Below are 14,506 nucleotides of genomic sequence, written 5' to 3'. Positions count from 1 at the left end.
TGCAGGACTTTAATTTCCATACGAATCTCAAAAGTGATCATAAGCTCCCCTGTATTCAGAGGAGCAGATTAACCCCTGGATCAATTTTCAACCGCTGGGGTGGATCAGTTTTGCACCGTTGGTAACATACAATGCCATTGATTAAATTAATAACATCCTGGCGCGTAATCTCAGCAGCATTTCGGGCTCCTAGGCTTTTAACGGCGTCACCATAGAGAGTACGACGAACCTCAGCCTGCCCTTTCGGCTTTCTGGCGCCGGGAATAACCTTCCCGTCCTTCGTTTTACGATCCTCAATACGTTCGGTAAGATACAGTTCAACTAATCCCTGTACGGTCAATTCAGGGATCTTAGCTTGTTCAGCCTGAATCGCACGCTGGATCTTATCTTTTTTGAGTTCAGTCGCAGGGCACCGGCCTTCCTGTCGGAGGAGCTTTAATTCGTGGAGTTTAAGACGTGCAGCGGCGAGAGAAGTCTGCGGGAAGTTACCAATTTTAACCTGAGCAAGCTTGCCAGTCAGAGGACTTGTGTAACGGTAGAAAAAAGACTTAACCCCAGTTGCACCACAGGAGACACGTAAGCCACGATTTTCGCCTACATCAGCCTTATCTTTGTCGCCAGGCTTCATCATTTCTACCGCTTTAAACGAAAGTGGCTTTCCCTCTTGTTTTCCTACCATAAAGACTCCGTTATCATGCACCTTATGTAGTTATGAACAAAAATGTAGGTTGTGCTGTATGTAGCCATATTTTACCAGGCTATAGGTTGGCAAGCTACACTTTAACCTACATTTAAATGTAGGATTTCATGAGATCCAATGAGACAAAGTGAAACTCAATGAGAACAACAAAATTCACTAACTCGTTAAAATTTAAGAAAATGGACATCATAAACTGATGAGTACACAAGAGAATTTCGACGCCCACACCCCAATGATGCAGCAGTACTTCTCTAGACAATCTAATGTCATGATCTAAAATGAATAAATATAAAAACCCTCTTCAAAAGTTACTTATAGGCTACATATGAAAAGGATAATCGGTTATCTCTTCACATTACTCTTACTTGTTGTGCTTGTGTATGCAGGATTAGTAAAGGGCGATGTATTCCCTGAATGGATCATGAGTAAGAAGCTCATGATTCGTTGTGGATTGATAGGTGTTCTTGGTGGAACTCTTTACTGCATTCGTGGAGTATATCTAAACAAATGTGTTAGGAATTGTTGGGATGACCGTTGGCATGTTTGGTATGTATTAAGACCTATCGTTAGTGGCATCTGCGGTGTAGTGGCTTATCTATTCCTTAAAGCTGGATTAATAGTGTTAGATGCATCACAAAATGGCAGTGGTGGTGACTACGGATATATGGCATTTGCCTTCTTTGCAGGGTTGAATGTCGATAAGTTCGTTGGCAAAATTGAAGATGTTGGTATGGCTATTTTTGGGATTGAAAAATCTCGCACAGCAAGATCGGGTGATAATTCCGATCAGAAATAATTAAAAAGGATATGATATGTCTGCAAAGATATGCTTCTTTCCCGTTGGGAATGGGGATATGACCCTCATCCAAACGGAAGATGATAAAAATATTTTAATAGATTGTCGCATCAGGGATGGTGAAGAACATCCTGATGTTCGCACCCAACTCAGAGAAAAGCTTCCTCGAAATAACGAAGGTCGTTTGTTTGTCCATCTTTTTATTTGGACTCACCCTGATTCAGATCATTGTGATGGGGTGGCTGACCACTTTCATTTAGGAAAACCAGAAGATTGGAGTGAGAAGAACGATAAAATTTTTATAAATGAGATTTGGTCAAGTCCAATTGTATTCAGGCGACACCATGCACAAAATCATCCGTTATGCGATGATGCAATAGCTTTGAATAAAGAAGTTAAGAGAAGAGTTAATCTTTATAAAGAAAAAAATTATTTGGATGGAGTTGGAAACCAAGTTCTGGTCTTAGGAAAAGACGAAGATGGGAAAACAGACGACATACCAGGTATCCTATTAGAATTAGACCAAAAAACCCGCTGGATTAATCAAAGTTATTCTTCATATTTTGAAGCTCATTTATTGGGTCCTTCACCCAAGAAAGATCTTGATGAGTTGGAAGATAAATTAGGTAAAAATCATTCCAGCGTAATAATAAATTTTGAAATTAAAGGTGACAATAAAACTGCACACTTTTTAAGTGGTGGTGATGCAGAAGTCGTTTGTTGGGAAGGTGTTAGAGATCGTTTAACCAATAAATATTCTATGTCATGGTTAGATTATGACATTTTACAAGCACCACATCACTGTTCTTGGCATAGTCTATCTCATGATAGTTTAAGCAAAAAAGGAGATGATGCTAAAACTTCCGAGAAAGCTATGGAAGTTTTTAATAGAGCAAAAGAAAAAGCATTTATAATTTCAAGCTCTAAAACAATTGAAAATGACGAAAAAGATCCTCCAGCATACCGAGCCAAAGAAGAATATGAAAAAATAGTAGATGATGTGCAAGGTCAGTTTTTATGTGTGTCAGACCATAAAAAGAATGGAGAGAATATTCCGTTAGAGATTGAAATTTCCGATAACGGTATTAAGAAAATTGCTGCATCTGCATTAGGTATGGCCGAATCATCAAGTGCCGCTGTAAATAGACAAGGTGGTGGTGGTTATGCCTGATTGTCTTAATAAAAAGATAGATCAGTTGAGCACTATCCTTGCACCTTATGGTGCAAGGAAGCTTTCTACGAATGAATTATCAAAATTCAACGGTAAATATGTTTGTGCTTGGGAATTAGTAACTGATTTAGAATTTAGTAATGAACCTATTGTATTGCAACTAAGATACAAAACTCTTAGTCAATTTGACATCCCAGATGTGTTTATTTCCTCACCAAAAATTGATGTTTGCCAACTCCCACACTTGGAAAAAAATGGCAAGTTATGTGTTTGGCCTGACATTTATATCATCGATCATAATGATATGACCTATGCAGTCGATTTACTAAACGATGCTATACTAATGCTAAGAAAAGGAATAAATGGTGATTTAAATGAGGATTTTATTGATGAGTTCCAGAACTATTGGATTTATCAATGTAATAAAATAGATCGACTTATAAGCCAGTGTGATCTAACAAATAAAAACACAAGGTTGGTTTTCGGTTATCGGACCCGGAAATTTGGAGTAATATATTCTGACACACAAAAAGAATTAATTAACTGGTTGGAAAACCAAAAAATATTGCCATTAGAATCGGATGGAAGTAATTCAAAAGATAAACGAATAAGGCAACAGCAACTCTCTAAAGTAGTTTCAATTCCATTGATATTCTTCAATGAAGCCTGGTATCCGAGTCAATATCCCAAAACTGCAAGGGATTTTTTTGAACTCATAAATCAGCAACAGGAAGATCCAGAAAGCACTATTGAATTGATCTTAAGATCTTGTGCTAATATGTTCAATGTCAAGCCCATAATTCTAGTTTCATTCCCAACGCCTTCTGGGATGAATATTATAGGAATACAGATTCCTAAGGGAGTTAGTGATCTTGCCACTGACCGCTTTGATACCAGAGGTATTAGTCGGGGTCGATTCAGAAATACAGCTTTATTAGATGGTTATAGAAATTACATTGATGGAAAGATTTTAAAAAATAGAATAGGCCAAACTAAAACAGAAAATCTTATAGTAGACCGTTCTGACGATTCTTGGTTAACGGGTCGTGAGCATAACAAAACTTACAAGAAAATCTCTGAACATAAAGTAGCTATCGTCGGATGTGGTTCAGTAGGATCTTCGGTATCAAGACTGTTACTTCAATCAGGCATTAGAAAAATGATGCTTTGGGATGATGATTTAATGAAGAGTGAAAACTCCTCTCGTCATCTATTAGGATTTGATTCTGTTTATAAAAATAAAGCATTAGCTCTTGCCTCAAGGCTACGGGAAGAGTTTCCAAATGTCTATATAGAAGCTTTTAATGAAGATTGGACAGAAGATTCCAAGTATAACAAAAAAATTGCAGAAGCCGATATTATAGTAAGCTGCACTGCACATTGGAATACTGAACAGCAGTTAATTAAAAGACAGTCGGAAGACATTCTCGGTGCTATTGTCTTTGCATTTGTTGAAGCTCATGCAATGGCGGGGCATGTAATAGTCAACCAAGTGGATTCTAATGCTTTTAATAGCTGGCATATTACAGAAGGCAAAAATATAGGTGCATTAAAATATCCTGCTACTTACTGGAAAGAAAATACTCGTAAAAGAATAGCAGCATGTGCCGGAGAGTTCCAACCATACGGAGCTATCCCTTTGACTAATTTACATGCTCTAACGGCAAGAACTGTAATAGATCTAATCATGGATCGTTTTTCAAATAAATCTTTTGCATATAGTTACATAGGAAGAGAAGCAGAGCTTTTAGAACTTGGTGGTAACTGGAATGATAAATGGATTGCACAATTCGGAAACCCAGGAAAGGGTGATTGTATTATACCTTTGATTTTTGAAAATTCTAATTGGGAAAAAAGTGATGCATAAATTTCATTGTGCCGAATTAGATTTCAAAATATGCATCAGCCAAAGCATAGTAGATGAATTATTTTCTCATCGTCAAACCCACTGTTTTAGTAAAGAATCAGGAGGTATGCTATTTTCCAATAATCTCAATGATTCTGAGATTGAAATCAATAAAATAACTACACCAGGCTCTACTGACTTGAGGAAAAGAAATTATTTCAAGTTAGATGAGAAAAAAGCCAAAGAAGATATCATATCGTTATTCAAGCAGGGTTTCCACTACTTAGGTGATTGGCATACACATAACGAAGGAATGGCAAGCCCATCAGGAACAGATATCCGCAGTATCCAAGACTTATTTATCAAATCAGGTCATACAAGACCTTTTTTTCTCATGCTAATAATCCCAAACAAAGAAAATATTTCACACTGTTATTTATCAGCAGCAGATGGGAAGATGTTATATAAATTCACATATCAAAAACCAAACAAATAAAAAGGTTGTAATTATATGAATAGCACAAGTAAATCATATCCACGGTGGTTAATCATATTAATACTGTTATTTATTTTTGCTGGCTTCGTTGTTCTTGGGGTAATAATTAATCATAAGTATCACTCTAATGAAAGCTTATCTAAATATATACTCTTAATTCCCCCTGCAATTTTGTCATTAGGTTTTTCTGTATTTTATAAAAGATACGAAGTACAAGCTGAGTGGCTATTTTCATTTGCGACAGCTTCGGCTGCGATAAGTTTATGCGTTGATTCTTTACCTGGTGTCCAAAATGACCTTTTTCCTATATTCCTTCAAAGCGGGTTAGGCTATGCACTTCTCGTAATAATTGCAGCATTGTCGTTCGCAAAAATAATTTCGGCTTTCGTCAGTAGATTCATAAACTAATCATATTTCAATTCTTAAAAGTGTAGTTAATATTTTCAGTTGCTACACTTTTTTACAGGAAAGAAAACAAAAGGGAATACAATAATATAATATATAGGTAGTAAAATTATAAATGTTTCACCAAGACTATTGCTGTTAGCTAATAGTTCATTAACGAAAAAAGTGTATATGAATGATAACAGGAACATAAAAGCCAACAGATATAGTATTTTTTTATTATTAATCATAATCAGGCCTCATCTATTTTAACAATAATCCATTGATACAACATTATATGAGTATGTCAATAGCATCTATATAGATGCAAGGTATGACTAAACGAAGCGGAGCTTCGTTTAGTCTCCTTGTTTTTCGCCCTTCGGTTGAAAAAGAAAGAAAGTCAAAGTCTTATCTAACTAATTGACATAAATTGCATTTCTATTATAACTGTATTATGGGTGTGCAAGGATTGCTCACCATAAAGCGAATACACATATGAAAAGGAGTTTCTATGAGTAATACAATAACCTTATCCTATACAAATGATTTTAAACCAGTCAATAATCATATCCCCCCTGCTCAATCTTTGCGAATACATTGTGTCAGTGTTCGATTTAATAAAGAAGAATTGGCTATTCTCAATAAAAACAGAGGTGACAAAAGCAAAGGCGAATGGCTTCGTTTAACTTCTCTTGATAGGCTTCCTCCTGTCGTTCCTGCTATCAATGTTGAAGCTTGGAAATCACAGTCTAACATATCCCAAAAGCTGAACCGCCTTATAAGCCATCTTGATGCAAAAAGTAGCAATAGTGAGTTAGCTAAAACAGAGATCTTCGCAGTCAAGAAACAGATCAAAGAGCTTCGCTCGTGCCAGACAGCCTCTATGAGTAGGTATTCCTATGAAGTGAATGCAACAGCCCCTCATCCCTCTAAAAAATGGTCATGAGAGCATGATTGTCAGGATTGCAATTAGCCATCAAATTCTTTTTATTTTTTTAGCTTTATCTGAATTTTCTAATATGATTGAAGAAATTATTTTTTCTTCTTTTTTTGCAATTAGAGATTGGATATTAATAGTACCATAATCTAAATTATCTCCCCACCAGTACATGAATTCTTTTATTACGGGAGTCATATTGTCTATAACCTCTTGAGATCCTTCGTTATAAATAAAAGATAGTATTTTTAAATTTTCAACATCAATCTCTTGCACAATTATCCGAAACATATCATCAGTTGGATATAAATTCGTTTCATTTAATGATATATTTAATTTTTCAAGCATCTCATTCATAAGCAAGTCTACTTCATTGAAGGCCGTATTATATTCAGTCATTATTTAACCTCTTGTTTTAAATTTATACAACATTACAATTAATCACTTTAAGAAAGAATGTCAAGCATTTTTGTGAAATAACTAATATTTATTATAAAAAGAATTGCTTGAGTGAATAATTTTTTAATTATAAGCACCATACAGTGTCATCTATTCAACCGAAGCGGAAATTTATAGCATCTTCTGTGCTGCAAGAGAAGCTTTAAAATAAATGCAAGTTAAGCTGTATATCTTTATATAAAATATCAGGCACTGCGATTTTTTATTATTATAGCGAAATGAAGCAAGGGCTAACTCTGCGAAGCCGCTGCGCTTGCTTCTTCGAGTTCCCCTTGCTTTTCTGCCCTTCGGTTAGAAAAGAAACCAAACCGCTACCAACCTTGAATATCTATATCCTTGAATAGCCCCTCCCCCCTTAACTATCATTATCAAAAATAAAAAAATAATTTTACAAACAACCCCATACACATCATTTTAATTACAACCTTATTAAATTAAAAATTCAACCTTAGATGGAATTTAATGTGCAAGGAATGTCTTGCTGTAACGGAGAATTTTAAATATTGAAAATTATAGTTATGGTTTGTCATAGCCTGTGCATATATTCACCTCATGTATGTGCACTAAGAAATCTTTTTGAATACTGGAGTTACCCCTGCTAAAACGGACACGGCTAATTAACTGCTAATATGGCATCACAATATTCGCGTGGCGATTTCATGTTCCCCCCCCTTGTGTGGACGCAGATTATTATAGCCCTCTATCCATTCTGCCATTTTTTCCATCACTGAGACTGCATACAGCCAGCAGATCATTTACGTACACGTAACCCCTCTTGAACGTCTTCACAAACGATTCTGCCATGCCGTTACTTTCTGGACTGTGTACTGGTGTAGTACACACGATGAACCCCAGTAAACTGGCGAATGTACGCGTGGCATCGGCTGTGCAGCAATTATGCCAATGACAGTGGCTCCATTGACGGCAATGAGCTGACATCTACAATCCCGCTACAAAGCACTTACTCCATGAGTCATTGCACTTGCTGAGCTAAACAAACACACTAAAACAGATAAAAAATTAATCGCTTTATAAGCTCGTAACAACCGGAACTTTAAGGCAAAATAGGGCGATTTTCCTTATTCATGAAGTTACGCTAATGGCTAGAAAACCTAAAGAAATCAAAACAGACCCGTTAGAGGTCATCCTGTGGAAAGCGGCTGATAAGCTACGTAAAAACATTGATGCCGCAGAGTACAAGCACGTGGTACTGGGCTTGATTTTTCTTAAATACATTTCAGATTCTTTTGAATCACATTACGAACAGCTAAAAGCCGGAGAAGGTGAATTTGCAGGAGCCGATCCGGAAGACAAAGACGAATATACCGCCTATAACGTGTTCTATGTTCCTGAACTGGCGCGATGGAGTTACCTGATATCTAAGGCCAAGCTACCGGAAATCGGTAAGCTGGTTGATGATGCGATGGAGTTTATCGAAGCGGGTAACCCACAGCTAAAAGGAGTCTTGCCGAAAGTCTATGCTCGCCAGAATCTTGATGCCACAGTGCTGGGGGAACTGATAGATTTGATTGGCAACATTGCTTTGGGAGATGCCAAAGCGCGTTCTGCTGACGTTTTAGGCCACGTATTCGAATACTTTCTTGGTGAATTTGCACTGGCAGAAGGCAAACAAGGCGGTCAGTTCTATACGCCTAAATCTATTGTAAGCCTGCTGGTCAACATGCTGGAACCCTACAAAGGCCGTGTGTTTGACCCCTGTTGCGGTTCTGGTGGTATGTTTGTTCAGTCAGAGAAATTCGTTGAAGCTCATCAGGGTAATATCGACGATATTTCGATTTACGGTCAGGAATCCAACCAGACGACCTGGCGACTGGCAAAAATGAACCTTGCTATTCGTGGTATCAACTCAGAACACGTCCGCTGGAACAGTGAAGGCTCATTCCTGAACGATGCCCATAAAGATTTAAAATCTGATTTTATCATTGCTAACCCACCGTTTAACGTTTCCGACTGGTCAGGTGAACAACTTCGGAGTGATGCCCGTTGGCAATACGGTATCCCTCCTGCTGGCAACGCTAACTTTGCCTGGATGCAACATTTTCTGTATCACCTGTCGCCAAAAGGTCAGGCTGGGGTTGTGCTGGCAAAAGGGGCTTTGACTTCGAAAAGTTCTGGTGAAGGTGATATCCGTGCGGCGCTGGTTAAAGATGCAAATGTTATTGACTGTATCGTTAACTTACCCGCAAAACTGTTCCTGAATACCCAGATCCCTGCCGCATTATGGTTTATGCGCCGTGATCGTGAAAACAGCAGCCAGTATCGTGATCGCAGTAAAGAAATTCTGTTTATTGATGCCCGTAATCTTGGTCATTTGATTAATCGTCGTACCAAAGTGCTTTCTGACGACGATATCAAGACCATTGCTGATACCTACCATAACTGGCGTAATAAAGGTGGTGACTATGAGGACGTTGCTGGTTTCTGTGCTTCCGTAGACATTGATGAAGTGGCTAAACTCGATTATGTGCTGACACCGGGTCGTTATGTCGGTCTCGCTGATGAAGAAGACGATTTCGACTTTAAAGAACGGTTTACTGCTCTTAAAGCGGAGTTTGAAGCACAACTGGAAGAAGAAGCGCGCCTGAATAAAACTATCGCTGATAATCTGGCGAAGGTGATGTTATGAGTGAGTGGTCAAACGTAAATCTAGCGTCATTGTTGTCGTTTGGTAATGGCAAATCCCGGCCATTAGATTCTGGAAATATTCCAGTATATGGCGGCAACGGTATTATGAGCTATGTATCTCACTTTAACTATGATCATGAAACAATCATAATTGGTCGTGTAGGGGCCTATTGCGGTGCTACTTATTATGAAAATAAGCCCATTTGGATTTCTGACAATGCTCTGTCAGCCAAAGCGGTTGGTGAACATAATACAAAATATTTATATTATCTATTAAAAAACTTAGATTTAAATCAATTTGCAGAAGGTTCAAGTCATCCTCTGCTAACACAAAAGCTGTTAAATTCAATTGAAACAAAAACAGCATTAAATCCTAATGAACAAAAATCTATTGCCTCTGTGCTGTCCTCTCTTGATGACAAAATAGATCTGCTTCATCGCCAGAATAAAACTCTGGAATCTATGGCTGAAACCCTGTTCAGGCAGTGGTTTATTGAAGAAGCACAAGATGAATGGCCTGAAAAAAGCCTCAATCAATATGTTGAGCTAAATAAATCATCAATAAGTAAAAAGTATGATTTCAAAGAGATTCAATACTTGGATACAGGTTCTCTAACCAAAGGGAAAATATCTGAACTTCAAACCATGCTGTTATCAGAGGCACCAAGTCGAGCTAAAAGATTAGTCAATGAGTTTGACATAATAATATCAACAGTACGCCCAGATCAGTGTCATTATGGTATTTGCATTGATCCACCGTCAAATCTCGTTGTTTCAACAGGTTTTTGCGTCATTTCTGGCAAATCAATTAGCCCATTTTTTATTTACTATCTTTTAACTTCTGAGGATATGACCGAATATCTGCACTCAATAGCAGAAGGTTCTACGTCAACCTATCCTTCTTTAAAACCAGAAGACATTGGCAATGTTTTATTCCTCTATCCAGGTGAGGAAAAATTAAAAAACTTTCATAAACTTGTTGGCTCTTACTGGAACAAGATTCATAACAACTACAAAAAAATACAGACCCTAGAAACCCTCCGAGATACTCTCTTACCGAAGCTGATGAGCGGTGAAGTACGGGTTCAGTATGCAGAACAAGCAATCGCGTCAGTAGCATAAAATAATTAAGCGGATACACAGCCCGTTCTCTGGGTAAGCAATAAGGACAATACGCATGGCAAAGATGACCGAATCCGATATTGAAGTAATGGCGATTGAGCACCTGCAAGGTCTGGGCTATGAGTATGTTTACGGCCCGGACATTGAACCCAGTGGCATCAATCCGTTACGTAGCTATCAGCAGGTTATCCTTGAAGATAAAGTGCGTACTGCCCTGCAACGTCTGAACCCGCACCTTAGCGAACAGAAGTGTGAGGAAGCCCTGAAACAGGTGATGCAGATCAGCACACCTGACCTGATGGCAAACAATCTGGCTTTTCATCGCCTGTTGACCGAAGGAATTAATATCGAAGTCAGTAAGGATGGTAATACACAAGGAGAGCTGGCCTGCCTGATCGACTTTAACGATCCCACGAATAATGAATTTCTGGTCATTAATCAGCTCACCATCAAAGAAGGCAACCATACCCGTAGACCGGATCTTATTTTGTTCATCAACGGTCTGCCATTAGTCGTTATCGAACTTAAAAATGCCGCTGACGAAAATGCAACGGTTGCAGGTGCTTATAACCAGATTAAAACCTATCAGAACCAAATCCCCAGCCTGTTTACCTACAATACATTTAATGTGATATCTGACGGGCTGGAAGCCAAAGCGGGGACGGTTTCTGCCGATTTCAGTCGTTATATGACATGGAAAACATCAAACGGCAAAACGCAAGCCACCAGTACCCAGCCAATGCTCGAAGTCCTGTTACAGGGGTTGCTTAATCCTGTAACACTGCTGGATATGATCCGCCACTTTATCGTGTTTGAGGCCAGCAAACATGAAGACAGCAAAGGGATTATCAGTATCCGTACTGTTAAAAAAATGGCGGCTTATCATCAATACTACGCTGTCAATGCGGCGGTACTTTCCACTATCCGTGCCTCGGCGGTGAATGCGGACTCCCCCTCTGCCGAAGTAGCAGTACGCCAGCAGGGGCGTAACAGTAAAGATCTCGTTAATGCGCAAAAAACCGGGGACCGCAAAGCGGGCGTAGTCTGGCATACCCAAGGTTCCGGTAAATCGCTTTCGATGGTGTTTTATACCGGGAAAATTGTACTGGCGCTGGATAATCCGACCGTGGTTGTGATCACTGACCGTAACGACCTTGATGATCAGCTATTCGGTACGTTTTCTTCTGCTACACAGCTACTACGTCAGACACCTAAACAGGCTGATAACCGGGAAGAACTCAAAGAATATTTGCGCGTCGCGTCTGGTGGTGTGGTGTTTACCACTATTCAAAAATTTCAACCTGATGATGGCAGTAATATCTTTGAGTTGCTGTCAGACAGAACCAATATTGTCGTTATCGCTGATGAAGCCCACCGCTCACAGTACGGTTTCAGCGCCAAAGAAGTTGACGTGAAAGACAGCGAAGGCAACGTAACAGGTAAGCGCACCGTTTATGGCTTTGCCAAATATATGCGTGATGCCTTACCCAATGCGACCTATCTGGGCTTTACCGGAACCCCCATAGAAAAAACGGACGTAAATACCCCTGCTGTTTTCGGTAACTACGTTGATATCTACGATATTTCGCAGGCCGTTGAAGACGGTGCAACCGTGCGTATCTTCTATGAAAGTCGTCTGGCGAAAATTGCCATCAGTGATGAGGGTCGACAGCTTATCGAAGAGTTTGACGATGAGTTTAACGAGGATGAGCTGACACTTACCCAGAAAGAACGTTCTAAATGGGCCAGAATCGAAGGGCTGATTGGCAGTTCAAAACGCATTAAAGCCATTGCAGCGGATATGGTCCAGCACTTTGAACAACGCTTAAAGTCCAATGCCGATCATGGCAAGGGCATGATTGTTACCATGTCCCGTCGTATTGCCGCTGAATTGTATAAGGAAATCGTCGCACTTAAACCCGAATGGCATAGCGATGATTTAAATGACGGCGTGATTAAAGTCGTGATGACCTCTTCCGCTGCTGACGGGCCAGAAATCGCTAAACACCATACCACTAAAAAAGAACGTCAGGTTCTGGCTAACCGAATGAAAGACGACGACGACAAGCTGAAACTGGTGATAGTGCGTGATATGTGGCTGACCGGCTTTGATGCGCCAAGTATGCATACCCTGTATATCGACAAACCGATGAAGGGCCACAACCTGATGCAGGCCATTGCCCGTGTCAACCGCGTGTACAAGGACAAAATCGGTGGTCTAGTGGTTGACTATCTGGGTATTGCTTCTGATTTAAAAGAAGCCTTGTCGTTCTACTCCGATGCCGGAGGACGTGGTGATCCAGCCGAAGTTCAGGAAGAAGCCGTAACGCTCATGCAGGAAAAGCTGGAAATCCTGGAAGGCATGATGCATGGATACGATTACAAAGCTTACTTTGCCGCAACTACCTCACAACGCCTGACAATTATTCTTGAATCAGAAAACCATATTTTAGGGCTGGATAACGGTAAAGGTAAAATGCGTTTCCTGGCTGCGGTTGCAGCCTTATCGCAGGCATTTGCATTGGCGACACCGCACGATAAAGCAATGGAAGCGGCACCCGAAGTAGCATTCTTCCAGGCAGTAAAAGCCAGACTGAATAAATTTACTGAAAACTCAGACGGATCAGAAGAAGAACACAATGACAGTCTCGAAGTTCGGGTAAAACAGACTATCGATCAGGCTCTGGTTACCGATAAAGTTGTTGATATTTTTGACGCTGCTGGGATACAAAAGCCTGATATTTCCGTTCTTTCTGAAGAATTCCTTCAGGAAATGAAGGATTACCAACACAGAAATATTGCTTTGGAAACGCTTAAAAAACTGCTTTCTGACGAGATCAAGGTTCGCTCGAATCAAAGTATCACCCAAGGCAAAAAACTGATTGATATGCTGACCTCTGCAATCAATGGCTACCAGAACAAGGTACTGACCGCAGCGGAGGTAATTGATGAGCTAATCAAGCTTGCCAAGACTATCCAGGAATCTGACAGCCTTGCCACCCAGTTAAACCTCAGCGCTTATGAATATGCCTTCTATTCTGCTGTTGCAGATAACGACAGTGCTCGCGAGTTAATGGAAAAGGAAAAACTACGAGAACTGGCAGTCGTACTTACGGAGGCTATCCGCAACAATGTCAGTCTTGACTGGACAGTGAAAGAAGCAGCAAGAGCAAAAATTCGCGTGGTGGTAAAACGTCTGCTCAAAAAATATGGTTATCCACCCGATATGTCCTTGCTCGCCACAGAGACCATTTTGAAGCAGGCTGAACTTTTAGCTGGAGAATTAGGAAAATGATTCCCTAAATTTTTAGCATATAAACTATTTTAAGTTATACAGGAGAAGCTAATGGATAGCAGGCCATATCTTAAAACAGTACTATATATACTATCACTGTGGCTTTTATTTTTATCATTATTAATTATGTCCTACGATAAGGTTTTGATAAAAAATGTGTGGGACTATATTTTCACTGAAAATTTTACTTTTCCGATCTCGTCATTGAGAGTGAGAAATATCGTTTTCATAGTTAGTTTGGTTTTCATCTTTATCGGTGCAATTATTTTAATAATTCTTGCAAATAGTTTTGGTTCGGGCTGGTCTGTTGCATGTACTGTATCAGACATTAGCAATGAAAATCATGAGCATTTAGAGTTTTTAACCACTTATATAATGCCCTTAGTTTTTACTGATGTCGACAGTAAACGAACTGTATTAAATTTAGGATTGATGATATTTGTCATCGGCGCGATATACGTAAAAACAAATAGGTTTTATTCAAATCCATCACTTGCAATACTCGGATTCAGAATATACAAAGCTAATGTTCATGATAGAGGTGTTAAAAAATGCACAATTATATGCCGTGGTGTTCTAAAAAGCACAGATAGTATAAAGTATATAAAAATCGACGATGAAACTTATTTGGCTAAAATAATATAGAGATCA

General features: G+C 39.3%; 11 protein-coding genes and 1 pseudogene. 9 read left to right on the top strand and 3 right to left on the bottom strand.

Annotated features, from left to right (window positions below; all coding sequences use genetic code 11):
• Window positions 1-55 precede the first annotated feature (55 nt).
• On the bottom strand, window positions 56-679 hold the full coding sequence (locus tag OOJ59_RS12060) for an Arm DNA-binding domain-containing protein (RefSeq protein ID WP_370605921.1): 624 nt from the start codon (window positions 677-679) through the stop codon (window positions 56-58).
• 442 nt (window positions 680-1,121) lie between these two features.
• On the opposite strand from OOJ59_RS12060, the gene OOJ59_RS12055 reads away from it, so the two are divergent.
• The 5 genes from OOJ59_RS12055 (at window position 1,122) to OOJ59_RS12035 (ending at window position 6,342) form a co-directional block, all read left to right on the top strand.
• The gene (locus OOJ59_RS12055) at window positions 1,122-1,496 is read left to right on the top strand and encodes a hypothetical protein (RefSeq protein ID WP_123912595.1); all 375 of its coding nucleotides are present in this window, start codon (window positions 1,122-1,124) and stop codon (window positions 1,494-1,496) included.
• 16 nt (window positions 1,497-1,512) lie between these two features.
• A complete protein-coding gene (locus OOJ59_RS12050; protein ID WP_021241927.1) occupies window positions 1,513-2,667 on the top strand; it encodes a hypothetical protein in 1,155 nt (384 codons plus the stop codon).
• Window positions 2,660-4,534, top strand: coding sequence for a ThiF family adenylyltransferase (locus OOJ59_RS12045; RefSeq protein WP_021241926.1), 1,875 nt, complete (start codon window positions 2,660-2,662; stop codon window positions 4,532-4,534). The genes OOJ59_RS12050 and OOJ59_RS12045 overlap by 8 nt, the downstream gene beginning before the upstream one ends.
• Window positions 4,527-5,009 carry a Mov34/MPN/PAD-1 family protein gene (locus OOJ59_RS12040; protein ID WP_031275127.1) on the top strand — a complete coding sequence of 161 codons (483 nt, stop codon included), beginning with the start codon at window positions 4,527-4,529 and terminating at the stop codon, window positions 5,007-5,009. Before OOJ59_RS12045 ends, OOJ59_RS12040 begins: the two co-directional genes overlap by 8 nt.
• A gap of 898 nt (window positions 5,010-5,907) precedes the next feature.
• Window positions 5,908-6,342, top strand: a complete 435-nt coding sequence (locus OOJ59_RS12035; RefSeq protein WP_004114820.1) for a hypothetical protein — start codon at window positions 5,908-5,910, stop codon at window positions 6,340-6,342.
• Between the two features lie 30 nt (window positions 6,343-6,372).
• On the opposite strand, the gene OOJ59_RS12030 is transcribed toward OOJ59_RS12035, so the two are convergent.
• Both OOJ59_RS12030 and OOJ59_RS12025 read right to left on the bottom strand, forming a co-directional pair.
• Window positions 6,373-6,732: a hypothetical protein gene (locus OOJ59_RS12030; RefSeq protein ID WP_004114822.1), complete on the bottom strand. Its 360-nt coding sequence runs from the start codon at window positions 6,730-6,732 to the stop codon at window positions 6,373-6,375.
• 673 nt (window positions 6,733-7,405) lie between these two features.
• A pseudogene (locus tag OOJ59_RS12025) lies at window positions 7,406-7,680 on the bottom strand (integrase core domain-containing protein); the annotation flags it as partial.
• 211 nt (window positions 7,681-7,891) lie between these two features.
• Between OOJ59_RS12025 and OOJ59_RS12020 the strand changes: the two are divergent.
• Genes OOJ59_RS12020 through kwaA form a run of 4 tightly spaced genes read left to right on the top strand, consistent with a single transcriptional unit; the run spans window position 7,892 to window position 14,500 of the window.
• Window positions 7,892-9,439, top strand: a complete 1,548-nt coding sequence (locus OOJ59_RS12020) for a type I restriction-modification system subunit M (RefSeq protein WP_021241924.1) — start codon at window positions 7,892-7,894, stop codon at window positions 9,437-9,439.
• A complete protein-coding gene (locus OOJ59_RS12015) occupies window positions 9,436-10,560 on the top strand; it encodes a restriction endonuclease subunit S (RefSeq protein ID WP_021241923.1) in 1,125 nt (374 codons plus the stop codon). The genes OOJ59_RS12020 and OOJ59_RS12015 overlap by 4 nt, the downstream gene beginning before the upstream one ends.
• Before the next feature lie 55 nt (window positions 10,561-10,615).
• Entirely contained in the window at window positions 10,616-13,855 is a 3,240-nt protein-coding gene (locus tag OOJ59_RS12010) for a type I restriction endonuclease subunit R (protein WP_021241922.1), read from the top strand.
• 51 nt (window positions 13,856-13,906) lie between these two features.
• Window positions 13,907-14,500, top strand: a complete 594-nt coding sequence (kwaA, locus tag OOJ59_RS12005) for an anti-phage protein KwaA (protein WP_021241921.1) — start codon at window positions 13,907-13,909, stop codon at window positions 14,498-14,500.
• Window positions 14,501-14,506 lie beyond the last annotated feature (6 nt).

The sequence above is a fragment of the Citrobacter sp. W9 genome (genome assembly GCF_026719375.1).
Classification (GTDB): Bacteria; Pseudomonadota; Gammaproteobacteria; order Enterobacterales; family Enterobacteriaceae; genus Citrobacter; species Citrobacter werkmanii.
This window is presented reverse-complemented; position numbering and strand designations above follow the sequence as displayed.